Genomic DNA, 26,497 nt, shown 5'->3' with positions numbered 1-26,497 from the left:
TATCCACCAAAACAACGCATGCGATGTGTTTCAGGCTTCGCCTTCTCCCAGCCAGCTCGCCGCCACTCCCTGCCGAATCGAGTTCGCTTTACTGCGCACCGCCAGTTCGCCTCCGGTTGCTCTCCACCCCGCTTCGCAGCGACGCAGTTACCTTCGACTACGGGGCCTTGGCTTACCCCGACATGGACTCTCACCATGCTGTGTACGCGCCTTCACGGGCGCACTAGGAGCGACGCCCCCGTCGCGATCAAGCCTCGCAGACCACCCCCCATCGCCCCGAGGGCGGGGCTCCCACAAAATGCAAGCATTCCCTTGTAGGAGCGACGCCCCCGTCGCGATCAAGCCTCGCAGACCACACCCCCATCGCCCCGAGGGCGGGGCTCCTACAAAATGCAGGCATCCCCTTGTAGGAGCGACGCCCCCGTCGCGATCAAGCCCCGCAGACCACCCCCATCGCCCCGAGGGCGGGGCTCCTACAAAATGCAGGCATTCCCACGAGGGCGGGGCTGTCACACGGACCACCGTGCTGATCGGTGTGCCCAATACAGGCCTTTTACTTCAAACTTCACAGCACCGGATCAATAATGCCCACCATCCCCACTGAGTCTTGAGGTGCCCCATGCAAACCAATGAAACCTTTGAAACCATTTTGCCGCTGCGCGCAGATTTGGCTCTGGCCTTGCGGGCGGCCGCCACTCAGGGACTGAGTGAGGGCGTGTGCAACCACTTCAGCGTGGCGGTGCCCGGACGGGATGACTGGTTTTTGCTCAACCCGCGTGGCCTGCATTGGAGTGAGGTGCAAGCTGCGGACATCGTGATGTGCAACTCGGCGGGCGAGCAACTGGCGGGACGGCATCCGGTGGAGCCCACAGCCATGTTTATCCATGCTGCGGTGCACCGCATTGCCCGCAAATCGGTCGTGCTGCACACCCACATGCCTTACGCCACAGCGCTGACCCTGACGGCGGCGCGTGCTTTGGACACCACCCTGTCGCAGACGGCCATGCGCTTTCATGGCCGGGTGGCGGTGGACGCGCACTACAACGGCCTGGCCTTGGACATGAGCGAGGGTGAACGCATTGCCCATGCCATGCAAGGTGCCGATGTGGTGTTCTTGGGCAACCACGGTGTGATCGTCTGCGGTGAACGCGTGGACTACGCTTACGACGACCTGTACTACCTGGAGCGTGCTTGCCAAGCGCAGGTGCTGGCGGCTTCAACAGGCGTGCCGCTGACGCCCGTGGACTCAGCACTGGCAGCGCGTGTGGCGGAACAGAGCAACGGTGAACGGCTTCAGTCAGAGCTCTTTTTCGCGAGCCTGCGGCGGATGCTCGGTTGAGCTTGGGTTTTGGTATAGATTCGGTGGCTTTCCAACCTGTTCAATCCCATGACCGACATCTCCACTGACACATCGTCTCGCCCCGCACTGCCCGACCGCCTCTCGATCGATGCCCGAAGCCCGCACCATGTGCGTGCCGTGTTCGAGCACGACATTGGCATTCGTTTCAATGGCAAAGACCGTACCGATGTCGAGGAGTACTGCATCAGCGAAGGCTGGGTCCGAGTGCCCGCAGGCAAAACGCTGGACCGCAAAGGCCAGCCCTTGCTCATCAAACTCAAGGGCCAGGTCGAAGCGTTTTACCGCTGAGCCCTTCAGCGGGTGCGGCCTGCCCGCTTTCACCCTTGTGCACGCGCCGCTGCAAGCGCTCAAACGACAGCAACTCTCCAGCCAAGGCACTGGCCATCACGGTCAGTGGGCTGGCCAGCCAGACCTGACCGGGGCCTGAGCGGCCCGGAAAGTTGCGGTTGATGGCGCTCACCGTGACCTGCGATGGATCGGTCGATGAGCCCGGTCCGCAGTTGGCACAAGCCCCGCAAGACGGTTGCAAAATGCGCACCCCCATGGCCGCAAAAGTTTTGTCATAACCGCGTGCTGTGCAGTAATTGCGCACAGCCGTGGTGCCGTACTGCAAAAACACCTGCACCCCTGCGGGCACCTTCAGGCCGTGTTTTTGGCCCCAAGCCAGCACCGCGTGGTAGTGGTCAAAGTCTTCACGTTTGCCAGCGGTGCATGAGCCGCCATAGGCGATGTCGATGCGCACGCGCTCTTGCATGTCCGCCAAAACCAAGCCTTGACCCGGATCACCCGGTTTGGCCACCATGGGACTCAAGCTGGAGAGCTCGATGTCGATCTGATGCTCAAAGTGGGCATCGGGGTCGCTGTGCATCCAGTCTTCCATCAAAAAGTCCACACCCCGGCGTTCTTTCAAAAAGCGCACAGTCTCCAAGTCCGGGGCCACGATGCCCGTGAGCCCGCCCAGCTCGGCGCACATATTGGTCAGCGTGGCACGTTCGTCCGTGCTCAGTTGGGCGATGCCATCGCCCGCGAATTCGAACACCTTGCCCACACCATGCCCTTGGCGAATCCAAGGGGTGGCCAGCAGGTGCAGCATCAGGTCTTTGGCGGTCACGCCTGTGGGCAGTTGGCCCTGCAACTGGACCTTGACCGATTCGGGCCAGATCATGCGCACCGCGCCGGTCACAAAGGCATTGGCCATGTCGCTGGAGCCCACACCAAAGGCCACACAGCCCAAAGCGCCGATGTGCGGCGTGTGCGAGTCGGTGCCCACCACCACCTGGCCGGGCAGTGCGTCATGCTCGGTCATCATGGCGTGCGAGATGCCCGCCACATGGCTGCCGTCGTCTTGCAGCACTTGGGCATCGGTCAGGGTGCGGTGCATGCGCAGACCGTGACGCGACACAAAATCGCGCTGCGCCTGGCACATGGCGTGCATGTTGGCGATCAAACCGGCCTGCACATGGGCTGGACTTTCTTCGACGTATGAGGTGTGGTCTTCAAAAACGACGATCTGCTCTGGGCGTTGCAGCTTGAAGTGTTCGCCCAGTGCACCACGCATCAAGGTGTCGGCCATGCCGGTGTAGTACTCGTGAATGAAGCGCCAGTCGGCCCGCACGAAGAGGCCATCGCCCGCTTGCGGCTGTTCTGGCGTGTGGGGTGCACAAAGACGGTGACGGTGCAGGATTTTTTGGAACAGGGTTTGCGGGGCGACATTCGCCAGCGGTGGCTCGCGCCTTTCCCTGTTGGTACCCACCCCCGTGGGCGATGGAGGGTTGGATAAAAATCGCTGCCCCCAATGCAACAAGCCCCCTGCGCCCAGAATCGACGCCGCCAGGGCCTCGCGCCCCTGCACCAAATCGGCCAGCGTGATGTGTTCGCCCCGTTCAATGCGCTCCAGCAAACCGAAATCGGTCGAGGTGAACAGGCCGATGTTGTCGGCGTTTTGTCGGTAGATGCGCTCAAAACTTTCAGCAAACACCAGCTGAACGCCAGCCAGTTTTTCGGCAGCAGGGCTGTGTTCACGCGATGAACCTTTGCCATAGCGACGGCCCGCCACCAGCACCGCAAAGCCAGCCTTGCGCAGCACCCCCCGCCCAATGGGGTTGAGCCCTTCGCAGCGCAGCCCGGTGTGGGCAAAGTCGCCCAGCGTGTCGTCGTAATGGCTCAAGATGTGCACGGGGGTGATTTCATCGGTCGAGACATCGTCGCGCAACGACCCGGCCTGCTCGCGGCTCAGGGTTTCACCGGCCAGTTGGCGGCGTATCCGCATCGGGGCCTGCGTGAGGTAAAGAATCTTCCAGTTGGTGGTGTTCATGGTGTGTGGGCGGCTGACAAAAATTCGAGCAACTTCAAGGCCGCAGGCGTGAGGGCATCCGATCCTCGGTGACACAGGACAAATCGACGACGCGACCAGCGCTCATGCAGCGGCAGCACCGCCAGCCCGTAGGCGTCGGCATACAGGCGGGTGACTTCGCGTGGCACCAGCGCAATGGCCAAACCCGCCCGCACCACGCGCAGCGCGGCTTCAAAGTTGGTGACAATCACGCGGTGATGCAGCCGCTTGCCCAGCAGGCCCGCTTCACGTTGCAACATCACCTCAACCGCCGAATTGATGGGCATGATCACCTGCTCAAAATCCAGCGTGTCGGCATAACGCAGCTCTGGCAGATCGCACAGCGGGTGGCCTCGGGGCACCACCACGCTCAGGTGGTCATGCCGGTAGGTGCGGGTGTGCAGCAGGCCGGTTTCGGCCGCGTCCCAGCAAATGCCGATGGACGCCACACCTTCGCGGATGCCACGCACCACCTCGGGGCTGATGCGTTCTTCCAGATCGATTTGGATGTTCTGGTGTTCGGCTTTTTTCAAGAACTCGGCGATCTCGTCGACCAGCGACTCGGCCATGACCGAGGCGGTGGCCAGCACATTCACCCGGCCCTGAATACCCGCCGCGTGGCTGGCCATGTCGCGCTCGATGCGGCCAGCGCTCAGCAACATGCTGCGGGCGTGTTCGAGCAAGGTCTCGCCTGCAGCGGTCGGCACCACACCTTGCTTGCGGCGCACCAGCAGGCTGGTGCCCACGGTGGTTTCGAGCTGGGCCAGCCGTTTGCTCACGGCCGAGGCGACCATATGGGCCTGTTCGGCGGCGCGGCTCATGTTGCCCGTGTCGCAAACGGTCACAAACAGTCGCAGCGTTGTCAGGTCGAGGTCGCGCATTTGAATATTCCCATTGGGAACAAATAGTCTTCCAAAATTGAATTGTATGATCGATTGGAAACATTAAACTCGCAGCACACGCACCCCAAGGACATTCCTCATGCATCCATTTCATTGGCCCCAGCGCGTGACGATCCGCGAAGTCGGTCTGCGCGACGGCTTGCAAAGCATCGCCCGCACGCTGCCCACCGCGCACAAACTGCAATGGATTCAAGCCGCTTACGAGGCGGGCATCCGTGAGATCGAGGTGGGATCATTCGTGCCCCCCAAACTGCTGCCCCAGCTGGCCGACACGGCCGAGCTGGTGGCCTTTGCCAAAACCCTGCCGGGCCTGGTGGTGTCGGTGCTGGTGCCCAACCTCAAAGGGGCCGAACGCGCCATGGACAGCGGTGCCGACTGGATGCTGTTGCCGCTGTCGGCCAGCCACGCGCACAGCCTGGCCAACCTGCGCAAAACACCCGACGAGGTGGTGACCGACATCGCCGCCATGGTTGAGGCCCGTCGCACAAGGGGCTCCCACATCCGCATGGAGGTGGGCATGAGCACTGCGTTCGGTTGCACGCTTCAGGGCCGGGTCGAGGTCGCTGAAGTGCTGCGCCTTTTGAAGGTCGTGCTGGCCTTGGGGGTGGACCGCGTGGGCCTGGCCGACACGGTGGGCTATGCCGACCCACGCCAGGTGGGCGAGCTGTTTGCCCAAGCCCGCGAAGTGGCGGGTGACACACTGGCCTGTGGGCATTTTCACGACACGCGGGGTTTGGGTGTGGCCAATGTGATGGCTGCACTGCAAGCAGGCGAGACCCGTTTTGACGCCTGCATGGCCGGCATCGGTGGCTGCCCACATGCCCCCGGGGCCAGCGGCAATGTGGCGACCGAAGACCTGGCCTATCTGATGGCGAGCATGGGCATCGACACCGGCATCGACTTCGGTAAGCTCATGGCTTTGCGCGCCCAAGTGGCGCAGTGGCTCGCGGGCGAATGCCTGCATGGTTCGATCGCGCAGGCGGGTTTGCCCAAGACCCTGCGCACCCCCGAAGTGATGGCATGAACAACTCCGACAAAAAACTCCCCCTCGAAGGCCTGCGCGTCGTCGAGTTCACCCACATGGTCATGGGGCCGACTTGCGGCATGGTGCTGGCCGACATGGGGGCCGAGGTCATCAAGGTCGAGCCCATCGAGGGCGACCGCACCCGGCATTTGTTGGGCTCGGGCGCGGGCTTTTTCCCCATGTTCAACCGCAACAAAAAGAGCATCCAGATCAATCTGCAAAGCCCCGAAGGGGCCGAGGTGGCGCGACGCCTGTGTGCCACGGCCGATGTGGTGGCCGAGAACTTCAAGCCCGGCTCCATGGCCAAGTACGGCCTGGACTACGCCAGCCTGTCGGCCGCTAACCCCAAGATCATTTACGCCAGCCTCAAGGGCTTTTTGCCCGGCCCTTATGACCACCGCACCGCGCTCGACGAGGTGGTGCAAATGATGGGCGGCCTGGCCTACATGACGGGCCGCCCGGGCGACCCACTGCGGGCAGGCACCAGCGTGAACGACATCATGGGCGGCATGTTCGGCGCGATTGGTGTGTTGGGTGCGCTGATCCAGCGCGGCATCACCGGGCGCGGGCAAGAAATTCAGTCCGCTCTGTTTGAGAACAACGTGTTTTTGGTGGGCCAGCACATGCTGCAGTACGCCATCACCGGCAAAGCGGCCGAGCCCATGCCCAACCGCATCTCGGCCTGGGCGGTGTACGACGTGTTCACCGTCAAAAACGGCGAGCAAATCTTTTTGGCAGCGGTGAGCGATGCGCAGTGGGCCACCTTTTGCGATGTGCTGGGCTTTGCCGACCTCAAGGCCGACCCCCGTTACAGCAACAACAACGCCCGCGTGTCATTGCGCGATGTGATGATGCCCGAGCTGCGCCGCCGTCTGGAGGCCTACACCGCCGCCGAGCTCACCGCGATTTTTGAAAAAGCAGGCCTGCCCTTTGCGCCCATCGTCAAACCCGAAGAGCTGTTCGACGATCCGCACCTTCAGGCGACCGGTGGCTTGGCCGATGTACGCCTGACCGACGGCCCCAAAGCCGGTCAGACTGCCCGCGCCGCGTTGCTGCCCTTCACCATGGACGGACAGCGCCTGGGTGTGCGCCAGCAGCCGCCGCAACAAGGTGAAAATACCGATGCCCTGCTGCAAAGCTTGGGGCTGAGTGACGCCGAAATAGACCAGTTGCGCCAACGCCAAGCCGTGGCCTGACCCCATGACGGACAGCGCTCAACCCATGCCCAATTCACTCATTGACACATCGATCCATTGATTCAACCGAAGAAAGAGACACCATGACACAACTCACCCTCAACCGCCGCACCGTTTTGGCGGCTTTGGCTTCCTCTGCAGTGGCGTGGCCAGGCTTGTCACTGGCGCAAGCCGATCGCCCGGTCAAGTTCATCTTGCCCAACGCCACCGGCTCTGGGGTCGACGCCATCACACGCGCTGCCGCACCGGCCTTGGGCAAGGCCCTGGGCACCAGCGTCGTGGTCGAAAACCAAGCCGGTGCCAGCGGCGTGATCGGCTTGCAGGCCCTGGCCAAGAACCCGCCCGATGGTTACACCCTGTCGGTGGTGTCCAACAACGTGGTCATTTTTCCGAGCGTCATCAAGAACCTGCCCTTTGACATGCCCGGTGATTTCACACCCATTGCCGTCTTGGGTGCTACGCCCTTGGTCTTGGTGGCCAACCCACAGCGCGTGCCCTCTGGCAACGCGCGTGATTTCATCGCAGCACTGAAGGCCAAGCCTGACGGCTTCAATTTTGGCTCGGGTGGCACCGGCACCATCTTGCATTTGGCCGCAGAAATGTTCGTGGACGAGGCGGGTGTCAAAGCCCGTCACATCCCCTACAAAGGCGTGGGCCCCATGGTCACCGATTTGCTGGGCGGACAGATTGACTTTGCCGTTTTGGCCTTGCCCAGCGTTCAACAGCACATCAAGAGTGGCGCACTCAAGGCGGTGGGCATGTGTGGCGACAAGCGCAATGCCGCTGCAGCGGACATTCCGACATTTGTCGAACAAGGTTTGCCAGGGTATGTGATCGATGCCTGGTTTGGTGTTTTGGGACCAAAAGGCATGAGCCCTGCAGCGGTCAAAAAGGTGCATGACGCCTTGCAGGCAGCCTTCAACGATCCGGCCGTCAAGGAAACCATGGCCAAACAAGGCAACACCATCGCCATCAGCTCTGTCGAGCAGGCGCAAAAATCTTTCCGCAGTGAAAAAGAGCGCTTTGCGACATTGGTCAAGAAAGTGGGCATCGAGCCGCAATAAGGCACACGGGTTCGTCGCTTGACATTTGATGCGCAGGCGACGACCATCGGTTCATGTCCATCCAGGTTTTGATTTTCGGCATCCACCTCGCGCGCAGCACGCGGGGCAAGCCTTGCGCACCGCCGCAGGCTTGAACCTCTGCTTGTAGGTCGGCGGCTTCAGCCCCGACATGAATTTTTGGTCAACAACCGTCCTGTCGGGGCTGAAGCCACCGACCTACAAATCCCCCCTTGTTTCGTTTGCCGATTTCAATTCGGGTCGCGCTCAACCAGCAGCGCGGCCCTGCTTTTCACTGGAGATTTTCATGGCCGATCTGTTTGACAACCCCATGGGCCTGTGTGGCTTCGAGTTCGTCGAGTTTGCCTCCCCTGTTGCCGACACCCTGGAGCCCTTGTTTGAAAAAATGGGCTTTTCCCTGGTGGCCAAGCACCGGTCCAAAGATGTGGTGCTGTACCGCCAAGGCGACATCAACTTCATCGTCAACCGCGAACCCAAAAGTCTGGCCGGGTATTTCGCATCCGAGCACGGACCTTGCGCTTGTGCGCTGGCGTTTCGGGTGAAGGATTCGCACAAGGCTTACGCGCGAGCGCTGGAACTCGGTGCCCAACCCGTGGATGTGCCCACCGGCCCCATGGAGTTGCGCCTCCCCGCCATCAAGGGCATTGGCGGTGCGCCGCTGTACCTGATTGACCGCTTTGAAGACGGCAAGAGCATTTACGACATCGACTTTGAATTCATCGACGGCGTGGACCGCCACCCGCCTGGCCATGGCCTCAAGCTCATCGACCACATGACACACAACGTCTACAAAGGGCGCATGGCGTACTGGAGTGGTTTTTACGAAAAGCTGTTCAACTTCCAGGAAATCCGTTATTTCGACATCAAGGGCGAGTACACGGGCCTGACCAGCCAGGCCATGATGGCCCCCGACGGCATGATCCGCATCCCGCTGAACGAAGAGTCGGGCAAGACGGGCGGCCAGATCGAAGAGTTTCTGATGCAGTTCAACGGTGAAGGCATCCAGCACATCGCGCTGTTGACCGACGATATTTTGAAAAGCGTGGACGCCCTGCAGATGGCGGGCATTCCGCTGATGAGCGCACCCAATGACATCTATTACGAGATGCTCGAAGAGCGCCTGCCCGGCCACGGCGAACCCGTGCCCGAGCTGCAGTCGCGCGGCATTTTGATGGATGGATCGACTGCCAACGGCGAAAAGCGCTTGCTGCTGCAAATCTTCAGCCAAACCCTGCTCGGCCCGGTGTTCTTTGAGTTCATTCAGCGCAAGGCTGACGAAGGCTTTGGCGAAGGCAACTTCAAGGCCTTGTTTGAAAGTCTGGAGCGCGACCAGATCCGGCGTGGGGCGATTACGGTGGAGTGAGTGGGCCTTTTTCTGCACCGTAGAGCCGCAGCATAGGCAAGGGCCCCCCAATACATTGCCATTTCTGGATCGTCAAAGTGCTCTATGGGCGCTGAGGCTGTTGACGCCCAGCCCGCGGATGCTTTGCAGTTGCGCCAGGCCTTGCCTAAGGCCTTTGATTAGGGTTTGTACGGGGATTATTTGCACTTCGTATGTTGTCCGGGAGAATCGCGCGCCATGCAACATCAACCAGGAGAGTGAAGTGCCAAGAGCTGCCAAGACGTGGGCCGAAAAAAAGCGTGCGAAGCCCCCGCACACCGTGTCGCTGGATAAGGATTTTGCGGGTGTACCGGCCGGATCGCGACTGCTCATTTCGTGTCCGATGGAACTTGAGGATTACTTGAAAACACATGTTCCTTACGGCACTACGAAAGAAATCCAGCAGGTACGACGTGAACTTGCTTTGCTTCATGGTGCGGACGCCACTTGCCCGGTTTCCACTGCAATCTTTTTGCGAACAGTGGCTGAGGCTGCTTGGGACGAGATTTGCGGTGGCAAGGCCACGACCGACGTGGCACCGTTTTGGCGGGTGATTGATCCGAAGTCACCGCTGGCAAAGAAGCTTCGTGCTGACGTTCAGTGGATTGAGCAGCAACGGCTTGCGGAGCAGGCGTAGTTTGGCGGGTATCTGCGTGTGGGAGAGCCTGTCAGAAATTTGGTGTGTAAGGCATGGCATGTCGATAAGGAGCATGAATGCCGCGCAAGACACAGAGTACCGCTGCGGCGCCCACCTGACGGCCGTGCGCTTTTTTAACCGCCCTTGATTTTAGTAACACCTTGTGTGATACTTGGATAAAAAAAAGGGCGGCACAAATGGATATCTTTAAAAGTGCGTGGTTCACGCGGTTTGATCGATGCCGATTTAGGCGCAGGTGTGATCAAGCAACGAATTGCTCGCCCAGGTGAGGGGCGTTCAAAGGGTTATCGAACGATTCTGTTGTTTCGTCAGCAGCATCGGTGTTTCTTTGTTTATGGCTTTGCCAAGAGCGAATTGGAAAACATCAGCGCGATTGAAGAGGCCCAATTCAAGAAGATGGCTCGTCACGTATTGGATTTAACAGATGCCCAACTCATGGCGTTGGTGACTCAAGGACATTTTGAAAAGGTGGTGCAAGATGCCTAAAAAATACCGCAGTGATGCATTGGCTGCTATTCACGAAACGATGGAGGCTTTGCATGAAGTGGGCGCTGTGGATCGCCAGACCATGCGGGAGTTTGACGAGACTTGCCTCACGCCCATTGAGGTGATGCTGCCCGAACAAATCAAGGCACTCAGGATTCGCGAGCACATTTCGCAGCCGGTGTTTGCGCGATACCTGAATGTGTCAAAGAACCTTGTTTCTGATTGGGAGCGCGGTGTCAAAAAGCCCGGCGGCCCAGCGCTCAGATTGCTCACGGTGATTCAACACAAGGGCTTGATGTCGATCGCTTGACTCAATGCAGCTGTCACCAACAATTCACTGGTCACCCCGGATATGACGCAAATGGGTTTGAGCTTGCCGAAAAAAATGGCACAGGAGTCGGCAAATGCGCTGGCCGACATGAAAGCCACGGGCACAGGCCATGTGTTGGACGATGTTCGGGGTTTTTTCTCAACTGGAAAAGCATCGCCAAGGGCAATGTGAGCGGCCAGCAATCCTGCAACCGAAAACAATGCGCTGAGCCAACGGTCATGGTGGCCCGCATTCGCCACCAGCGCGAAGTCGGGTATGAATACGGAGGGAGAGGTTTGAAGCAGCGCCACTGGCTTTCAGACGTACGCGAAGCAAAAGTCTCGGATGTGACTTGCTGACGCCTGTTTTGCAAGTTTTGAGTTCTTTCACCGTTGCACAACGGGCGTCTTCTTGCCACAGTTCAAAGCTGTTGCTGCGCACACAAGGAGTCCCCCGTCATGAAACTGAACGTCAACGGTAAAAACCACAGCCTCGATGTCGAGCCGGAAATGCCCCTGTTGTGGGCCTTGCGCGATGAGCTGGACATCAAAGGTCCCAAGTTCGGTTGCGGCATCGCCCAGTGTGGGTCGTGCACGGTGCTGCTCAATGGTGAACCGGTGCGCTCTTGTACATACCCCGTATCGGGCGCTTCGGGGCAAAAGGTCGTCACCATCGAAGGCTTGGCCGACAAGGGCCGCTTGCACGCCGTGCAGCAAGCCTGGATTGACCACCAAGTGCCTCAGTGCGGTTACTGCCAGGGCGGCCAGATGCTCGCGGCCGTGGCCTTGCTCAAGAAAAAGCCCAAACCCACCGATGAAGACATCGACGCCGCCATGACCAACATTTGCCGTTGCGGCACCTACGCCCGCATGCGCACCGCCATCCACGCCGCTGCCAAGAAAGGGACCCGCGCATGAGCACCCCAGAGATGACCATCGGCATGGACCGTCGCCACTTTTTGAAGATTTCCAGCACTGCCGCCGCAGGTTTGTCGGTGGGATTTTTTGTGCCGCAATCGGCGCAGGCCGCCAACACGCCACAGCTGAACGTGTGGGTCGAAATCGAGCCCAACGACACGATTGTCATCCGCTACGCCCGTGCAGAAATGGGCCAGGGCAGCATGACTTCTGCGCCCATGATGATTGCCGAAGAGTTGGAGGCCGACTGGAAAAAAGTGCGCGTCGAGTACGCCACAGCCCATGAAAACCTGCGCACCAAACGCGCCTATGGCGACATGGCTTCGGTGGGCAGTCGCACCATCCGCAATTCGCAGGAATACCTGCGCAAAGCGGGTGCCACCGGGCGCGAGATGCTGATTGCCGCCGCTGCCCAGCAGTGGGGCGTGCCAGCCAGCGAGTGCAAAGCGGCCCTCAGCAAAGTCACCCACATGCCCAGCAAGCGGACGCTCAGCTACGGCAAACTGGCCGCAGCGGCTGCCAAGTTGGAAGCCCCCAAAGACGTCAAACTCAAAGACCCCAAAGACTGGACATTGATCGGCAAGTCCATCCCGCGTGTGGACATTCCCGACATCGTGACCGGTCGTGTGAAGTACGGCATCGACGCCCAAGTGCCTGGCATGCTGCACGCGGCCATTGCGGCTTGCCCGGTGTTCAACGGCACCGTCAAAAGCATGGATGCCTCCAAGGTGGAAAACCGCAGGGGCATCGTGAAGGTGCTGAATCTGGGCACCTTTGTGGCCGTGGTGGCCGACAACTGGTGGCGTGCCAAAGAAGCGCTGCGCGACGTGGCCGTGGACTGGGATGTGGGCGAGCACGGCACCTTGAGCAGCGCCGCGATCATGGCCCACTTCAAAGCCGGTATGGATCAGCCAGAACTGGCGGTGGCCCGAAACGATGGCAACACGGTAGACGCCCTGAGCAAGTCGGCCAAGGTCATCGAGGCCGAGTACTTCACGCCCTATTTGGCGCACGCCACCATGGAGCCCATGGTGTGTACCGCGTGGTTGCAGGGCGACCAACTCGATGTGTGGTGCTCAACGCAAAACCCGGAATCGACTTTGGCGGTGGCGGCGGCGACTGCGGGTGTGCCACAGGCCAATGTGAAAGTGCACCCGATGCAATTGGGTGGGGGTCTCGGGCGAAAAAGCCCGCAAGACTTCACGCGCCAAGCCGTCAGCATTGCCAAGGCCATGCCCGGCAAGCCCATCAAAATGTTGTGGTCTCGCGAAGAGGAAATCCAGCACGGCTTGTACCGTCCGGCCAGCCTGATGCGTTTCAAGGCGGGCTTGAGCGCCACGGGCAAAGCCGAGGCGCTGCACATCCGTGTCAGCGCCCCTTCCATCTTGGCGACCTTGCTGAAACTGCCCTTGCCCAAAGGGGTGGATGGCCAGGCTGTGGCCTCTTTCAACGACCACCCCTACGACATTCCCAACACCTTGGTGGACTATGCCCAGCGCAACACCAATGTGCCCGTGGGTTTTTGGCGCACGGTGGGGCATTCACAAAACCCGTTTGGGCGAGAGTGTTTCATCGACGAGATGGCTCAGGCGGCATCCAAAGACCCGGTGGAATACCGCTTGGCCATGCTGCCCAACAACGAAAAGGCCAACCGCGACCGTGCCATTTTGCTGGCTGTGACAAAAGCAGCCGGTTGGGACAAAAAACCTGCGCCGGGTGTGTTCCGGGGCGTGGCCGCCACCGACGGTTATGGCAGCTGGACGGCTTGTATGTGCGATGTCTCCATCAACGCCAAAAACGAGGTCAAGATCCACCGCATCGTGATTGGCATTGACCCCGGTTATGCCGTCAACCCCGACAACATCGTGGCCCAGTTCCAGGGCAGCGTGGTGCACGGTTTGACCGCCATTTTCTGGGGTGAAAACACCATCAAGGACGGGCGAGTGGAGCAATCCAACTTCCACGATTACCGCATGATGCGATTGAACGAAATGCCCAAGGTGGACGTGGTGATTGCCCCCACAGGCGGGTTTTGGGGCGGGGTGGGCGAGCCGGCCCAAGCGCCTTTGGCACCCGCTGTGGCCAACGCCATCTCGGCCGCTTTGGGCAAACGCATCCGCAGCTTGCCCTTGAAGAACCACGGTTTGACTTTGGCTCGCGCATGACAGTGCTGGGCTTGGCGCGGGTGGGGGCCTTGGTGTTCAGCACTGGCTGGGGCTGGACCGCTGCGCAAACGCCTGATGCCCTTCAAGCCGGCTCGCCAGAACGTGGCAAAGCCTTGCTCTTGCAAAGACAAGACAGCGGCTGTGTGCTGTGCCACCAAGTACAGGGTTTGCCTGCGGGTGGCGCACTTGGTCCGTCTTTGGTCGGCTTGGCTGAGCGCAGCACCAAAGATCAAGCCCGCGAGCGCATCGCCGATGCCCGGCGCTTCAACCCGCAAACCATCATGCCCGCCTATTTCAGTACCGAGGGTTTGAACAAAGTGGCGAACCCCTACAAGGGGCAAACCATTTTGACGGCGCAGGGGCTTGAAGACATCTTGAGTTACCTGTTCTTGCCCAGCAAGGCCACGCCATGAAGTGGCCCACATTGACCCGTCGCGAGGGCTTGCGCCAGACACTGCGGGCCGGTCTTTATGGGCTGGCAGTTCAGCTGTGGCCTAGCCAGGCTCAAGACATGGCCTCGGGTCAGTTGTTGAGCGTGGCGAAAATGACTGAACCCCTGACCCAAGGGGCCCGGTTGTTGCAGCAAGACGTGAAGATCGTGGCGCCCGTGTTGGCCGACAACGGCACCTTGGTGCCTGTCACGGTGCAAGTGCAAAGCCCCATGACGCCCCAAGACCATGTGACGCATGTTTACCTGTTGTCTCAGCGCAATCCGGTCACCCGCATGGCGGTTTTTCACTTGGGCCCATGGAATGGGCGTGCCGAAATCAGCACGCGCCTGCGCTTGGCGGGCACCCAACAAGTGGTCGCGTTGGCACGCTTGTCCAGCGGTGAGTTTCGTTATGGGCAGATGGAAATCATCGTCACCGAGTCGGCTTGCGTCGACGCTTCATGACCATGGCATTTGCACGCATCCAATGGCCTGAACGCGTCCTGGCGGGCGACGTGGTCAAAGTTCGTCTGCTGGTGCAACACCCCATGGACACGGGTTATCTGCAAGACCTGTTGGGCAAGTTGGTGCCGCGCAACGTGATCCAGTCACTGACTTGCACTTGGGGCCAGCAAGTGGTGTTTCGCGTGGAGCCGTCTTCGGGGATCTCGGCCAATCCTTTGTTCGAATTTTTTGTGCGTGCGGACCAAACAGCTGAAATGGTCGTCGAATGGACTGATGACCGGAATGTCAAAGGCAGCTTGCGGCAGACATTGCAGGTCTTGCCCAAGAGCAGCACCTGAGCGCATGGGCATTCGAGCGATCTTGTCGATGTCCGCAGCAGGGTGTGTGTGCACCGTGATCCAGTTGTGCTGGCTGGTTTTTAAGCTGCTCGCGTTGTGGTTTTTGAGTGGGTACGCGGCTGCGCAAACGGCAGCGTCACCCGCACGCAGCTTGCCTTTGTCGCAGCTCAAATCGGGTCTGCATTATTCGGGCAAGGATGTGCAAGCCTTGCAAGCCGACGAGTTTGCCAACCCCGCCCAGCTGTGGCTAAGCCAAGGGGCTCAAGCCTGGGGCCAACCCAGTGCCGCGAACGGCAAATCGTGTGTCAGTTGTCACGGCGCAGTGGCCACCAGCATGAAAGGCGTTGCCACGCGTTACCCCGCCATCGATGCCGCCAGTGGGCAACTGTTCAACCTGGAAGACCGCATCAACCAATGCACCACGCGGCATCAGCAAGCGGCGGCCATGGCCCCTGAATCTGATGCCCTGCTGGGCTTGAGTTTGCTGGTGACGCAGGCATCCAAAGGCATGCCCTTGCGGGTGGACATTGGCGGTGCGGCGCGCGGCCACTGGCAAGCAGGGGCCCACTTATATACACAACGCCAAGGCCAAATGAATTTGTCTTGCGCCCAGTGCCATGACCAAAATTTTGGGCAACGCCTGTACACCGACCCGCTCAGCCAAGGGCAGCCCAATGGTTACCCGGTGTACCGTCTGGAATGGCAAAAGCCGGGATCCCTGGAGCGGCGTTTACGAAGTTGCTATGCCGGTGTTCGTGCCGAGATACCCCCTTGGGGTGCAGTAGAAATGCGGCAGTTGGCTTTGTATTTGATGTGGCGCGGTGAAGGGCTGCCCATCGAGGTTCCCGCTGTGCGCAAGTGATCAAGCCGCGCCGTTGCAAACTTTCAGCACCTGCTGCCCATAAGCTTCGAGCTTTTTCACGCCCAGCCCACTGATGCCTTGCAGGTCAGACAGACTTTGCGGCGCAGCTTGGGCAATGGCGGCCAGCGTGGCGTCGTGAAAAATCACATACGCGGGCAGGTTGTGCTCTTTGGCCACCTCGGCCCGCCAGGCCTTGAGGTGGATGTAGCGCACCATGGCGTCTTGCCCCAGATTGGCGGCTGCCGGCGCGGGGGCGTTGCGCGTGCGGGGGCGTTTGTCACCGCGCTGGCTCGTGCTTTCGCGCAGCTGCACCGGCACATCGCCTTTGAGCACGGCACGCGAGGCTTCGGTCAGGTGCAGGGTGCTGAAACCGTCTTCGGTGTGCACATGCAAAGCGCCAATGGCGATCAGCTGGCGCATCACGGCGCGCAGTTGCTGTTCGCTGTAATCGGCACCCAGGCCAAAGGTGCTGATGCTTTCGTGCCCGCGCTGCGCCACTTTTTCGGTTTTTTTGCCGCGCACGATGTCCATGGTGTGACCCGCACCAAAGCTGTGACCGCTGCTTTGCTGCGTGCGGTAGACGGTGGACAGCAGCTTGCGCGCCGCATCGGTGCCGTCCCACACCTGCGGCGGGTGCAGGCAGTTGTCGCAATTGCCGCAGGGCGTGCTGGGCTCGCCAAAGTAGCCCAAAAGCCGCACGCGTCGGCAATCGGTCGCTTCGGCCAGGGCCAGCAAGGCGTCGAGCTTGCCGCGCATGACTTGCTTGAACTCTTCACCTGCCGGGCTCTCGTCGATCATGCGGCGCTGGTTCACCACGTCTTGCAGGCCATAGGCCATCCAAGCGTCAGACGCCAGGCCGTCGCGCCCGGCGCGGCCGGTCTCCTGGTAGTAGCCTTCGATGTTTTTGGGCATGTCCAGGTGCGCCACAAAACGCACATCGGGCTTGTCGATGCCCATGCCAAAGGCCACCGTGGCCACCATCACCACACCCTCTTCGCGCAAAAACTCGTTTTGGTGGCGCTGGCGCACGGCGGTGTCCAGCCCCGCGTGGTACGGCAGCGCGTGAATACCCGCTTCGCACAACATGACCGCGATCTCTTCGACCCGCTTGCGCGACTGGCAATAGACCACGCCCGCTTCTTCGGGGTGTTCCCGCTCGATGAAGCGCAGCAGCTGGGTGCTGGCGTCTTTTTTCTCGACGATGGTGTAGCGGATGTTGGGCCGGTCAAAGCTGCTGATGAACAGCTCGGCGCTTTCCAGTTGCAGGCGTTCGACGATGTCGGCACGCGTGAGCGCATCGGCCGTGGCGGTGAGCGCCACACGCGGCACGCTGGGGTAGCGCTCGTGCAGCACCGACAGGCCCCGGTATTCGGGCCGGAAGTCGTGGCCCCATTGGCTCACGCAATGCGCTTCGTCGATCGCAAACAGGCTGAGCAGCCCTCGCTCTTGCAGCGAGTCCATCTGTGCCAGAAAGCGGGCGTTGGTGACGCGCTCGGGCGCGGCATACAGCAGGGTGATCTCACCGCGCAGCAAACGCCGTTCGATGTCGCTGGCTTCTTCGCTGGTGAGGGTGGAGTTGAGGAAGGCGGCGCTGACGCCTGCTTCGTGCAGGGCACCCACTTGGTCGTGCATCAGCGCGATCAGGGGTGAAACAACGACCGTGATGCCGTGGCCTGCACGTTGGCGCGCAATGGCCGGAATTTGGTAGCACAGCGATTTACCCCCGCCCGTGGGCATGAGCACCAGCGCATCGCCCCCAGCGGCCACATGGTCAATGATGGCTTGCTGTGGGCCGCGAAAGGCGTCGTAGCCAAAAACTTCGCGCAGGATGGGGAGGTGGGGGGACACTGGGGTTTGGTGGCTTTTAGAAGGCTTGATTGTCCTCTATCGATGGCTTGGGTTTTGCGTGTGCCACTTGAGTTTTTGCGGGTGTGGTGTGGGTGGGTGTCGTCTTGGTTTAGCGGGTGTGGTGTGGGTGGGTGAGGGCGGGCACAGGGTTCCTCATGCGGCGGGGGTACGCCAAAATCGTCACCCTCTGCCCGCCCTCACCCACCCACGCAAGACCATGGGCTGCGCGACCAGCAACCCCCAAGGCCAGCATTTATTGATTCGGCCCTGTGAAGTTTGAAGTCAACGGCTTTTCTTGGGCACAGCGATCAGTGTGGGAGCCCCGCCCTCGGGGCGATGGGTGGTGGTCTGCGAGGCTCTATCGCGGCGAGGGCGCCGCTCCCACAAAAATGCGTTTTTGCAAACTTCATCGGGCCGGATCTATATCGCCAGTAGGGACATCTGTCACCGCCAGCAAAACTGACGACCACCACCAGCGTTTGGAAGGGGCCGGCGGCGGGCGACGATTTTGGCGTACCCCCGCCTCATGAGGAGCCCGCCGCCGGCCCCTTCCAAACGCGCTCCGCCGCAACCAGACTCTGACAACACTCTGCCAATCCATAGCGTTACCATCCCAGCCCATGCACACCTCCGCCCTTGTCCTGTTTTCTGGTGGTCAGGACTCCACCACCTGCCTGGCCCATGCTTTGAGCCGTTACGAACGCGTCGAAACCTTGGCGTTTGACTACGGACAGCGCCACAAAGTCGAGCTGGACGCCCGGCTGAACGTGCTGGCCGCCATCAAGGCGGAATTCCCGCAATGGACCTCCAAAATGGGCGAAGACCACCTGCTGGACGCGGGCATCCTGGGCCAGATCAGCGAAACCTCTTTGACCCGCGACACGGCCATTGAAATGGAAAGCTCCGGCCTGCCCAACACCTTTGTGCCCGGACGCAACTTGCTGTTCCTCACGCTCGCCGCCGCTTTGGCCTATCGCCGAGGTTTGCAAGTCATCGTCACAGGCGTGTGTGAGACCGATTTTTCGGGCTACCCCGACTGCCGCGACGACACCATGAAGGCCATGCAGGTGGCCCTGTCGCTGGGCATGGACCGCAAGCTGTTGATCGAAACGCCACTGATGTGGATCGACAAGGCGCAGACTTGGCAATTGGCACACGACCTGGGACAACAGGCTCAGCCCCAAGGGGGCGGCCAAGCGCTGGTGGACTTGATCGTGGAACACACCCACACCTGTTACCTGGGCGAGCGCACGCAACACCACGACTGGGGCTATGGCTGCGGCCAATGCCCGGCATGTCAGCTCAGGGCAGCAGGATTTTCTCGCTGGGCATCCACCACCGCTTGAAGTCGTCCAGTGCTTCCCAAGTGTTCCTGTTGATGCAGGAACACCCTCATCCACGGTGACCATGTGTCGTGGCCTGAAACGGCATCACCCCACAGTACAAGGTCACACATTTTGGCAACAGCCTGCGGAGGCTTCTGCCGCTTGGCGCTGCGGTTTTACAGATTCGGTGCCAGCAAACGCTGCAGGGCTTTGACCTCCACGCCGCTGCGCTGGGCCAAGTCCTGCACCTGGTCGTCACCCACTTTGCCCACGCTGAAGTACTGCGCCTCGGGGTGCGCGATGTAGAAACCGCTCACGCTGGCCGCAGGCGTCATGGCCAGGCTTTCGGTCAGGCCCATGCCGATGTCCTGACATTGCAGCACGTCGAACATGGCTTGTTTGGCGCTGTGATCAGGGCAGGCGGGGTAGCCGGGTGCGGGGCGGATGCCCTGGTATTTTTCAGCGATCAGGTCTTCGTTGCTCAGCGACTCGGTTGTCGCGTAACCCCACAGGTCGGTGCGCACTTTTTTGTGCAGGCACTCGGCCAGAGCTTCGGCCAGGCGGTCGGCCAGGGACTTGAGCATGATGGCGCTGTAGTCGTCGTGTGCGGCTTCAAAGGCTGCTGCGCGTTTGTCGGCACCAATGCCTGCGGTGACTGCGAACACGCCCACATGGTCTGGCGCTGTGCCTTGCGGCGCGACGAAGTCGGCCAGGCAGCGGCTGGGGCGCATGACGCCTTCAATTCGTTGCTTTTCTGTTTGTTGACGCAGGCCGCGCCAGGTCATGGCGACTTGGCTGCGCGATGCATCGGTGTAAAGCGCTATGTCGTCATCGTTCACCGTATTGGCGGGGTACAGGCCCAGCACGGCGTTGGCCGTGACCCAGCGGCCGTCGATGATTTTTTGCAACATGGCTTGGCCATCTGCATACACCTTGCGCGCCTGCTCGCCCACGACTTCGTCATCCAGGATGGCGGGGAAAGGTCCGGCCAAGTCCCAGGTCTGAAAGAAGGGGCCCCAGTCGATGTACTGCGCGATCTCGGCCAGGTCGTAGTTTTTGAACACACGGCGACCAATGAACTTGGGCGCGGCGGGCACGCCTTGGGACCAGTCGATGGGCGTCTTGTTGGCGCGGGCTTGGGCCAGCGTCCACATCGGTGTTTGTTTTTTGTTGGCGTGCTGCTCGCGCACCTTGGCGTAATCGGTGTTCAGGTCGGCGATGAACTTGGCCGCTTGCTCGGACAGCAAACCCTGCGCCACACCCACGCTGCGCGACGCATCGGGCACATAGACCACAGGGCCTGAGTAGTTGGGCGCGATTTTCACGGCGGTGTGCACACGGCTGCAAGTGGCGCCGCCAATCAGCAAGGGCATTTGGCGTTCGCGGAAATACGGGTCTTTTTCCATCTCGGCCGCCACGTACTGCATCTCTTCGAGGCTGGGCGTGATCAGGCCCGACAGACCAATGATGTCGGCGTTTTCTTCTTTGGCCTTGGCCAGGATCTCGTGGCAGGGCACCATCACGCCCATGTTGACCACTTCAAAGTTGTTGCACTGCAAAACCACCGTGACGATGTTTTTGCCGATGTCGTGCACATCACCTTTGACGGTGGCGATCACGATCTTTCCCTTGGCTTTCACGTCTTCGCCTGCGGCTTCTTGTGCGAGTTTTTCTGCTTCGATGTAGGGCAGCAAATGCGCCACGGCCTGCTTCATCACGCGGGCACTTTTCACCACCTGTGGCAAGAACATCTTGCCCTGGCCGAAGAGGTCACCGACCACGTTCATGCCATCCATCAACGGGCCTTCGATGACATGCAAGGGGCGACCGCCCTTGGCCAGAATCTCGCGATACGCCTCTTCTGTATCGTCGCTGATGAAGTCGGTGATCCCATGCACCAAAGAATGTGACAAACGCTGCGCCACGCTCACGGGCGCATCGGTCGTGCCGCGCCAGGCCAGCTTGGTGGTCTCATCTTTGGCTGCGCCTTTGGCGCTGTCGGCCACTTCGACCAAACGCTCACCTGCATCGGGGCGGCGGTTCAGCACCACGTCTTCGACCCGCTCGCGCAGCGTGGGCTCCAGGTCGTCGTACACGCCGACCATGCCCGCGTTCACGATGCCCATGTCCATGCCGGCTTTGATCGCGTGGTACAGGAACACGGTGTGAATCGCTTCGCGCACCGGGTCGTTGCCCCGGAAACTGAAGGACACGTTGGACACACCGCCCGACACCTTGGCACCCGGCAGGTTCTGCTTGATCCAGCGCGTGGCTTCGATGAAGTCGACGGCGTAGTTGTTGTGCTCTTCGATGCCGGTGGCGATGGCAAAAATGTTGGGGTCAAAAATGATGTCTTCGGGCGGGAAGCCCACCTCATCGACCAGCACACGGTAAGCGCGTTCGCAAATCTCGATCTTGCGTTCGTAGGTGTCGGCCTGGCCTTTTTCATCAAACGCCATGACCACAGCGGCCGCGCCATAGCGCTTGACCAGCTTGGCCTGGCGCTTGAACTCATCCAAACCTTCTTTCATGCTGATCGAGTTGACGATGCCCTTGCCCTGGATGCAGCGCAGACCGGCTTCGATCACCGTCCACTTGCTCGAATCCACCATCACCGGCACGCGGGCGATGTCGGGCTCACCGGCCATCAGGTTCAAAAACCGCACCATGGCCGCCTGGCTGTCGAGCATGGCCTCGTCCATGTTCACGTCGATGACCTGCGCACCGTTTTCGACCTGCTGACGCGCCACGGCCAAAGCCTGCTCGTACTCGCCATTCAAAATCATGCGGGCAAAGGCCTTGGAGCCGGTCACGTTGGTGCGCTCACCCACATTGACAAACAGGGCACCGGTGCCGATGGAGACAGGCTCCAGACCGGACAACTTCATGGGAGGAACAGACAGGATTTCAGACGCGACAACAGACACAGGCTCACCTTAGGCATTCAGGTGAGCGTCGTTGTGCAAGATCATTCAGACATTGAACGGCCCCAAGCCTGACCTGCTGCGCCTTGACGGCGGCGGGCTGCAACGCTCCTTGGGAAGCTGGGATTTTAAGGCTTGTTGATTCTTAAGCCCTTGATGAATAGAGCAATCCGTCAGGATGCGGGATTGAATATCGTTGACGTCAAGACACACCTGGCAGCGCCGAGAGCCTTAATCCTTGTCTAAATACATCCATATTCGGACATCTAGACATCAATTAAATCAACAACTTAGTCTCGAAAAACGAATTTTCTTAGCTAAAGGCTAATCTAATTTTTCAACTTTTAGACAAGAACCAGACCGCCGCAGATCGAGGGCCTTCACAATCAATGATCTGGGCTCGCTTCATGGCTTGGAGTAAATTTTTCACCTTGTTGGCTTTTTGCTCCGGGGTCAACACAGCCGCCAATTTGTTCGTCAACAGTTCGTCAAAATCAGTCCGTTTGGCCTGTTTATATTTGCGCAAGTACCCAACCACCAACTGCTGGTAATGCTGGTCGTCAAGCCCACGGTTGTGGATGTAACGTGCTTTTTGACCCGCAGCATCGGCCACCTTGGCAGAAATAAACAACTTCGGCGCACGGCCTTCGACCAAGCCCAATTCGCGCAACAGCTTGATTTCTCTGGTCGCCAAGGCATGTCCCTTTTGGACTTTGTCCAGCAACAACACATGCTGCAAGCTCAAATCGGTTCGTGCCATCAAGGCTCGCGCAAACTTGGCATCCATCATGCGCCCAGCCAGCGTCAACTCTACACGGGGATGACCTTGGGGGCTGGTGTCAAACGCGTAATCCGGCAGGGGGAAAAACCGCTCACGTTGGGTCACGAACATGCGGCGAATGCCACTGCCAGCTTGTTCGATCATGCGCAAGCGGATCATGCCGTCAATCAACCATTGGTTGCGGTAATGCTCTGGCGGTGACTGATGCTCCAGCATCCATTCCACACTCTGTGGAATGAACTCCCCCAAATTAGTCAGCACCAAACGGTCCGCGTGTTCCACGACATTGATCTTGCCACCCAACAAATAGTCTTGATGGGCCACGCAGTTATGAAGCGCTTCCCGGACCACCCACGCATCGTATTGCTGCACGGGTGTGGGAAAAAGTGTTCCGTCCGGCAGGTGATCCACAGTTTCATTGCGAATACGCCCAAAGACCCGGTCCGTCGCCAGCAAAAATGGAATCCCAAAAGGGTAAGACGGTGACGAAGTGCTGTTGGCATCACGCGAGATCCAGTGAATCTTCGCATCCACCGGCGACAGAAAATGCGCAGCCTCGTCTTTGCCCAACAGCAACAAAGCCGACCGCGTGATCCGCCCCTGCTTGGTGATGCGCGCTTTGTTCAGCAGGGTCACATCACTCAAGCCAGCCACCTCGGCGCGGATGGCCTCGTACCTGCGTGCATCGGGCTCACCACGAATACAAAATTCTGTGTAACGCTGACGGGCGGCGATCACCGCCTCAGGGTCCAGATCACTCCAGGTAGCCCCCGGCACCACCTCGCCAGTCCAATCCTCTTTCAAGCCCAGTTGAGCCCACAACCTGGCCTCTTTGTCAGGCTGCTCTGCCAACTTGACCTTGTGGCTGTCGATGCGGATGTACCGGACATTCTTGAATGCAACAGGCGCACTGCGGGCGGGGTGAATCTCCAGCAAAACGACACGACCATTGGGGTGTGATAGTTCGTGGAAATGGAAGTCGGCACGGGGTTGCGTCAAATACTGCAGCCACATGACCAAGGCCTGATTGCCACTGCCTTTGTCCGATCTGACTTTCTGACTGAAGGGATCAAATGTGGTGCCCTTCACCTCACGGGTGGTGTCATCAACGCCCCAAATCAGCCAGGCACGCTCATGCCCCTCCAAGGCTGCCGCGTTGGCAAGGGCAGAGATGTATTCACCAATGACCTCCGCATGATCCCAGTTGGACTTGAATTCAAGGGTCGCCCGCTCACGCGATTGGGTGAGTAAGTTCTGAAGCACAACAAGCATGGTGGTGTCACGCATGTCGCTCTCGGTGAGTTGTTTTTTGTCCAAGCTGGGGCTCGTGGTGGGGAGTTGGTGGCTTTTATGGCGAAAAGCTATTTTTAATCAATTTGTGTGCTTTTTGGCCTCACCTGTTCAATTGCCAGATCGAAAGAAGCAAAAAAGCCGTGGTGAAACTGGTTCACCACGGCTTTTATTGGCGCCCTTGACGGGCACGCCCGATCAGTACTGCTTGTAAGGCAAGAACTTGCCCGACAGCACCACGTTCACGCGGTCGCCCTTGGGGTCGGGCTGGCGCACGATGTCCATGCTGAAGTCGATGGCGCTCATGATGCCGTCGCCAAACTCTTCGTGGATCAGTTCCTTGATGGTGGTGCCGTAGACGCTGACGATTTCGTACCAGCGGTAGATCAGCGGGTCGGTAGGCACCTGGCTGGGCAGTGAGCCTTTGTAGGGCACGACTTGCAGCCACTTGATCTCGTCGGCCGTCAGACCAAAGATCTTGCCGATGATTTTGGCTTGCTTGGCGTCAAAGGTCATTTGGCCCAGGCACCCGGCGGTGACCCACTCCTTGGACAAGCCGACTTTTTCGGCGACGTCGCTCCACTTGATGCCTTTGGCCACTTTGGTGGAGATGATTTTTTCGGTGACTTCTAAACGGTTCATGAAAGACCTCTTGAGAGGGGGGTTGATGAAAATTTGGGGGGAACAATTCAATGGGCTTTGGCGCGTGACACCAAAAAGTCGACGATGTGGTTGCGCATGTCGTAGTAGCCCGGCAGGTGGTGCAGCTGGGCGCGGGTCCGTTCGCGTGGCAGCGGGTTGACCACCACTTCGGCGAGGCCACCGGGCACATAACTGCCACCCGACTCGTTGCCGTTGCTCATGAGCACGATGCGGTCCGACAGCAAAATCGCTTCGTCCACGTCGTGTGTGATCATGAACACCGTCTGTTGCGTCTGGCGCACGATGGTCATCAGTTCGTCTTGAATCGTGCCGCGCGTCAATGCGTCCAGCGCGCCAAAGGGCTCGTCGAGCAGCAGCATCTTGGGCTGAATGGCAAAGGCTCTGGCAATGCCCACGCGCTGCTTCATACCGCCCGACAGTTGGCTGGGTTTTTTGTCGATGGCGTGCAGCAGGCCCACCATGCCCACATGCTTTTCCACATGCACATTGACCTGAGGTGTTTTCCATTCAGGCCACTTGGACTTGACGGCGAACGCGATGTTTTGCCGCACGGTGAGCCAAGGCATGAGGGCGTGGCTTTGGAACACCACGCCGCGCTCCAGGCTGGGGCCCGCGATCTCGCGGCCGTCCATGAAGGCATGGCCTTCAGTGGCCGTGTCCAGGCCTGCCAACACGTTCAAGATGGTGGTCTTGCCGCAGCCCGAGTGGCCGATGATGCAAACGAACTCGCCTTTGTCGATGGTGAAGGACACGTCCGAAAACACCGGCTTGTCACTTTGGTAGGCCTTGCCCAGTTTTTCAATTTTGAGGAAAGCGTTCATGGCTTTGGCCTTGGGTTGGGGTGCAAAAATTTCTGTGGGCAAAGGCGCGATCAGCTCGCGGTCGCTGGTGTCACTCCACATAGGTCACCGCCTTTTGCACCTGGGCAAAGGCCAGGTCCAACAACATGCCCACCACCCCAATCACCAGCACCGCAAAGATCACATTCACCAGCGACAGGTTGTTCCACTCGTTCCACACAAAGTAGCCCACGCCTGTGCCGCCCACCAGCATCTCGGCGGCCACGATCACCAGCCAGGCAATGCCCATGCTGATGCGCATGCCGGTCACGATGGTGGGCGCTGCGGCAGGCAAGATGACCAAGAAGGCTTTGCGCAGCGGTTGGACTTCCAGCGTGCTGGCCACGTTGAGCCATTCGCGCTTGACCGCAGCCACACCAAAGGCGGTGTTGATGAGCATGGGCCAGACCGAGCAGATGAAGATGACGAAAATGCCGCTGACTTCGGAGTCTTTGAGCGTATACAGCGCCAGCGGCATCCACGCCAGCGGGCTGATGGGTTTGAGCACCTGGATGAAAGGGTCAAACGCCTTGCGCATGAGGGGCGACATGCCGATCATGAAGCCCACCGGCAGCGCCACCAACACGGCCAAGAAAAAGCCCAGCGCCACACGACCCAGCGAATGCGCCAACTGAATGCCGATGCCTTTGTCGTTGGGGCCTTTGTCGTAAAACGGATCGGCCAGGTGCCCCAGCATGGCTTTGCCTACTTCCAGGGGTGGCGGAAAGCCTGTGGTTTTGACTGCGCCTGGGTCCTTGCCCATCATCTTCTGGTACTCGATCTCGTCGGCTGTCATGCCCGCCTTGGCAGCGCCAGCCACCGTGGGCGCGGTGGCCGACAGCTGCCATGCGCCCAAAAAAACCAGGAACATGAGCAGCGAGACCATGGCCGCGCGCAAATTGAGGTGCGTGGTTTTCAT

At 59.9% G+C, this 26,497-nt stretch carries 24 protein-coding genes and 1 riboswitch; of the genes, 16 read left to right on the top strand and 8 right to left on the bottom strand.

Going from position 1 to position 26,497, the window contains the following annotated elements; translation table 11 throughout:
* Positions 1–619: 619 nt before the first annotated feature.
* Together AMM41_RS13590 and AMM41_RS13585 are read left to right on the top strand one after the other, a co-directional pair.
* Complete coding sequence (locus AMM41_RS13590) at positions 620–1,339, top strand: aldolase (RefSeq protein WP_089959531.1); 720 nt, start codon at positions 620–622, stop codon at positions 1,337–1,339.
* Positions 1,340–1,387: 48 nt separating this feature from the next.
* The gene (locus AMM41_RS13585; RefSeq protein WP_089959527.1) at positions 1,388–1,648 is read left to right on the top strand and encodes a DUF3297 family protein; all 261 of its coding nucleotides are present in this window, start codon (positions 1,388–1,390) and stop codon (positions 1,646–1,648) included.
* Here the strand turns inward: AMM41_RS13585 and AMM41_RS13580 are convergent.
* Together AMM41_RS13580 and AMM41_RS13575 are read right to left on the bottom strand one after the other, a co-directional pair.
* Complete coding sequence (locus tag AMM41_RS13580; RefSeq protein WP_089959524.1) at positions 1,617–3,674, bottom strand: aconitase family protein; 2,058 nt, start codon at positions 3,672–3,674, stop codon at positions 1,617–1,619. The genes AMM41_RS13585 and AMM41_RS13580 overlap by 32 nt on opposite strands.
* Positions 3,671–4,573, bottom strand: a complete 903-nt coding sequence (locus tag AMM41_RS13575; RefSeq protein ID WP_089959520.1) for a LysR family transcriptional regulator — start codon at positions 4,571–4,573, stop codon at positions 3,671–3,673. Before AMM41_RS13575 ends, AMM41_RS13580 begins: the two co-directional genes overlap by 4 nt.
* Positions 4,574–4,673: 100 nt before the next feature.
* Between AMM41_RS13575 and AMM41_RS13570 the strand changes: the two genes are divergently transcribed.
* The 13 genes from AMM41_RS13570 to soxA all read left to right on the top strand — a co-directional run bounded on the left by AMM41_RS13570 (position 4,674) and on the right by soxA (position 15,908).
* Positions 4,674–5,618, top strand: coding sequence for a hydroxymethylglutaryl-CoA lyase (locus tag AMM41_RS13570; RefSeq protein ID WP_089959516.1), 945 nt, complete (start codon positions 4,674–4,676; stop codon positions 5,616–5,618).
* Positions 5,615–6,814 (top strand): CaiB/BaiF CoA transferase family protein, encoded by a 1,200-nt coding sequence (locus tag AMM41_RS13565; RefSeq protein ID WP_089959513.1) that lies wholly within the window; start codon positions 5,615–5,617, stop codon positions 6,812–6,814. Before AMM41_RS13570 ends, AMM41_RS13565 begins: the two co-directional genes overlap by 4 nt.
* An 83-nt stretch (positions 6,815–6,897) precedes the next feature.
* Positions 6,898–7,878 (top strand): Bug family tripartite tricarboxylate transporter substrate binding protein, encoded by a 981-nt coding sequence (locus tag AMM41_RS13560; RefSeq protein WP_089959509.1) that lies wholly within the window; start codon positions 6,898–6,900, stop codon positions 7,876–7,878.
* Between the two features lie 304 nt (positions 7,879–8,182).
* The gene (gene hppD, locus AMM41_RS13555; protein WP_089959506.1) at positions 8,183–9,259 is read left to right on the top strand and encodes a 4-hydroxyphenylpyruvate dioxygenase; all 1,077 of its coding nucleotides are present in this window, start codon (positions 8,183–8,185) and stop codon (positions 9,257–9,259) included.
* Between the two features lie 241 nt (positions 9,260–9,500).
* Entirely contained in the window at positions 9,501–9,914 is a 414-nt protein-coding gene (locus tag AMM41_RS13540; RefSeq protein ID WP_146186255.1) for a hypothetical protein, read from the top strand.
* A 213-nt stretch (positions 9,915–10,127) separates the two neighbouring features.
* Positions 10,128–10,421 (top strand): type II toxin-antitoxin system RelE/ParE family toxin, encoded by a 294-nt coding sequence (locus tag AMM41_RS13535; RefSeq protein ID WP_228769276.1) that lies wholly within the window; start codon positions 10,128–10,130, stop codon positions 10,419–10,421.
* Complete coding sequence (locus AMM41_RS13530; protein ID WP_089959495.1) at positions 10,414–10,731, top strand: helix-turn-helix domain-containing protein; 318 nt, start codon at positions 10,414–10,416, stop codon at positions 10,729–10,731. The genes AMM41_RS13535 and AMM41_RS13530 overlap by 8 nt, the downstream gene beginning before the upstream one ends.
* Before the next feature lie 458 nt (positions 10,732–11,189).
* A complete protein-coding gene (locus AMM41_RS13520) occupies positions 11,190–11,648 on the top strand; it encodes a (2Fe-2S)-binding protein (RefSeq protein ID WP_089959487.1) in 459 nt (152 codons plus the stop codon).
* Positions 11,645–13,813 (top strand): xanthine dehydrogenase family protein molybdopterin-binding subunit, encoded by a 2,169-nt coding sequence (locus tag AMM41_RS13515; RefSeq protein ID WP_089959481.1) that lies wholly within the window; start codon positions 11,645–11,647, stop codon positions 13,811–13,813. Before AMM41_RS13520 ends, AMM41_RS13515 begins: the two co-directional genes overlap by 4 nt.
* Positions 13,810–14,226, top strand: coding sequence for a sulfur oxidation c-type cytochrome SoxX (soxX, locus tag AMM41_RS13510; RefSeq protein WP_089959477.1), 417 nt, complete (start codon positions 13,810–13,812; stop codon positions 14,224–14,226). Before AMM41_RS13515 ends, soxX begins: the two co-directional genes overlap by 4 nt.
* On the top strand, positions 14,223–14,708 hold the full coding sequence (locus AMM41_RS13505; RefSeq protein WP_089959473.1) for a thiosulfate oxidation carrier protein SoxY: 486 nt from the start codon (positions 14,223–14,225) through the stop codon (positions 14,706–14,708). Before soxX ends, AMM41_RS13505 begins: the two co-directional genes overlap by 4 nt.
* Complete coding sequence (soxZ, locus tag AMM41_RS13500; protein ID WP_089959469.1) at positions 14,705–15,046, top strand: thiosulfate oxidation carrier complex protein SoxZ; 342 nt, start codon at positions 14,705–14,707, stop codon at positions 15,044–15,046. The genes AMM41_RS13505 and soxZ overlap by 4 nt, the downstream gene beginning before the upstream one ends.
* 4 nt (positions 15,047–15,050) lie before the next feature.
* Entirely contained in the window at positions 15,051–15,908 is an 858-nt protein-coding gene (gene soxA, locus AMM41_RS13495; protein ID WP_089959466.1) for a sulfur oxidation c-type cytochrome SoxA, read from the top strand.
* Here soxA and recQ read toward each other — a convergent pair whose 3' ends face one another.
* Entirely contained in the window at positions 15,909–17,756 is a 1,848-nt protein-coding gene (recQ, locus tag AMM41_RS13490; RefSeq protein ID WP_089959461.1) for a DNA helicase RecQ, read from the bottom strand.
* Between the two features lie 620 nt (positions 17,757–18,376).
* Here recQ and queC point away from each other — a divergent pair.
* Positions 18,377–19,102 carry a 7-cyano-7-deazaguanine synthase QueC gene (gene queC / locus AMM41_RS13485; protein WP_089959457.1) on the top strand — a complete coding sequence of 242 codons (726 nt, stop codon included), beginning with the start codon at positions 18,377–18,379 and terminating at the stop codon, positions 19,100–19,102.
* Between the two features lie 155 nt (positions 19,103–19,257).
* Here the strand turns inward: queC and metH are convergent, their stop codons facing one another.
* The 5 genes from metH to ntrB all read right to left on the bottom strand — a co-directional run bounded on the left by metH (position 19,258) and on the right by ntrB (position 26,497).
* On the bottom strand, positions 19,258–21,969 hold the full coding sequence (gene metH, locus AMM41_RS13480; protein WP_089959454.1) for a methionine synthase: 2,712 nt from the start codon (positions 21,967–21,969) through the stop codon (positions 19,258–19,260).
* 55 nt (positions 21,970–22,024) lie between these two features.
* Positions 22,025–22,125: riboswitch (S-adenosyl-L-homocysteine riboswitch) on the bottom strand.
* A gap of 217 nt (positions 22,126–22,342) precedes the next feature.
* Positions 22,343–24,073: an RNA-binding domain-containing protein gene (locus AMM41_RS13475; RefSeq protein WP_089959584.1), complete on the bottom strand. Its 1,731-nt coding sequence runs from the start codon at positions 24,071–24,073 to the stop codon at positions 22,343–22,345.
* Between the two features lie 201 nt (positions 24,074–24,274).
* On the bottom strand, positions 24,275–24,718 hold the full coding sequence (gene cynS, locus AMM41_RS13470; RefSeq protein WP_089959451.1) for a cyanase: 444 nt from the start codon (positions 24,716–24,718) through the stop codon (positions 24,275–24,277).
* A 47-nt stretch (positions 24,719–24,765) separates the two neighbouring features.
* Positions 24,766–25,641, bottom strand: a complete 876-nt coding sequence (locus tag AMM41_RS13465) for an ABC transporter ATP-binding protein (protein ID WP_089959447.1) — start codon at positions 25,639–25,641, stop codon at positions 24,766–24,768.
* Entirely contained in the window at positions 25,631–26,497 is an 867-nt protein-coding gene (gene ntrB / locus AMM41_RS13460; protein ID WP_089959442.1) for a nitrate ABC transporter permease, read from the bottom strand. The genes AMM41_RS13465 and ntrB overlap by 11 nt, the downstream gene beginning before the upstream one ends.

This window comes from Limnohabitans sp. 2KL-3, from assembly GCF_001269405.1.
Taxonomy (GTDB): domain Bacteria; phylum Pseudomonadota; class Gammaproteobacteria; order Burkholderiales; family Burkholderiaceae_C; genus Limnohabitans_A.
Note: the sequence above shows the minus strand (reverse complement) of the source record. Positions and strands in the feature narration are given on the sequence as shown.

Bases quoted from the DNA above. Each gene is read 5' to 3' on its own strand.
- AMM41_RS13505 (WP_089959473.1), top strand. From the start codon at position 14,223: ATGAAGTGGCCCACATTGACCCGTCGCGAGGGCTTGCGCCAGACACTG.
- hppD (WP_089959506.1), top strand. From the start codon at position 8,183: ATGGCCGATCTGTTTGACAACCCCATGGGCCTGTGTGGCTTCGAGTTC.
- AMM41_RS13565 (WP_089959513.1), top strand. From the start codon at position 5,615: ATGAACAACTCCGACAAAAAACTCCCCCTCGAAGGCCTGCGCGTCGTC.
- AMM41_RS13575 (WP_089959520.1), bottom strand. From the start codon at position 4,573: ATGCGCGACCTCGACCTGACAACGCTGCGACTGTTTGTGACCGTTTGC.
- queC (WP_089959457.1), top strand. From the start codon at position 18,377: ATGCACACCTCCGCCCTTGTCCTGTTTTCTGGTGGTCAGGACTCCACC.
- AMM41_RS13475 (WP_089959584.1), bottom strand. From the start codon at position 24,073: ATGCGTGACACCACCATGCTTGTTGTGCTTCAGAACTTACTCACCCAA.
- AMM41_RS13520 (WP_089959487.1), top strand. From the start codon at position 11,190: ATGAAACTGAACGTCAACGGTAAAAACCACAGCCTCGATGTCGAGCCG.
- AMM41_RS13530 (WP_089959495.1), top strand. From the start codon at position 10,414: ATGCCTAAAAAATACCGCAGTGATGCATTGGCTGCTATTCACGAAACG.
- AMM41_RS13560 (WP_089959509.1), top strand. From the start codon at position 6,898: ATGACACAACTCACCCTCAACCGCCGCACCGTTTTGGCGGCTTTGGCT.
- AMM41_RS13465 (WP_089959447.1), bottom strand. From the start codon at position 25,641: ATGTGGAGTGACACCAGCGACCGCGAGCTGATCGCGCCTTTGCCCACA.
- AMM41_RS13570 (WP_089959516.1), top strand. From the start codon at position 4,674: ATGCATCCATTTCATTGGCCCCAGCGCGTGACGATCCGCGAAGTCGGT.
- soxX (WP_089959477.1), top strand. From the start codon at position 13,810: ATGACAGTGCTGGGCTTGGCGCGGGTGGGGGCCTTGGTGTTCAGCACT.
- soxZ (WP_089959469.1), top strand. From the start codon at position 14,705: ATGACCATGGCATTTGCACGCATCCAATGGCCTGAACGCGTCCTGGCG.
- soxA (WP_089959466.1), top strand. From the start codon at position 15,051: ATGGGCATTCGAGCGATCTTGTCGATGTCCGCAGCAGGGTGTGTGTGC.
- AMM41_RS13515 (WP_089959481.1), top strand. From the start codon at position 11,645: ATGAGCACCCCAGAGATGACCATCGGCATGGACCGTCGCCACTTTTTG.
- AMM41_RS13585 (WP_089959527.1), top strand. From the start codon at position 1,388: ATGACCGACATCTCCACTGACACATCGTCTCGCCCCGCACTGCCCGAC.
- AMM41_RS13580 (WP_089959524.1), bottom strand. From the start codon at position 3,674: ATGAACACCACCAACTGGAAGATTCTTTACCTCACGCAGGCCCCGATG.
- AMM41_RS13590 (WP_089959531.1), top strand. From the start codon at position 620: ATGCAAACCAATGAAACCTTTGAAACCATTTTGCCGCTGCGCGCAGAT.
- metH (WP_089959454.1), bottom strand. From the start codon at position 21,969: ATGAAGTTGTCCGGTCTGGAGCCTGTCTCCATCGGCACCGGTGCCCTG.
- cynS (WP_089959451.1), bottom strand. From the start codon at position 24,718: ATGAACCGTTTAGAAGTCACCGAAAAAATCATCTCCACCAAAGTGGCC.
- ntrB (WP_089959442.1), bottom strand. From the start codon at position 26,497: ATGAAAACCACGCACCTCAATTTGCGCGCGGCCATGGTCTCGCTGCTC.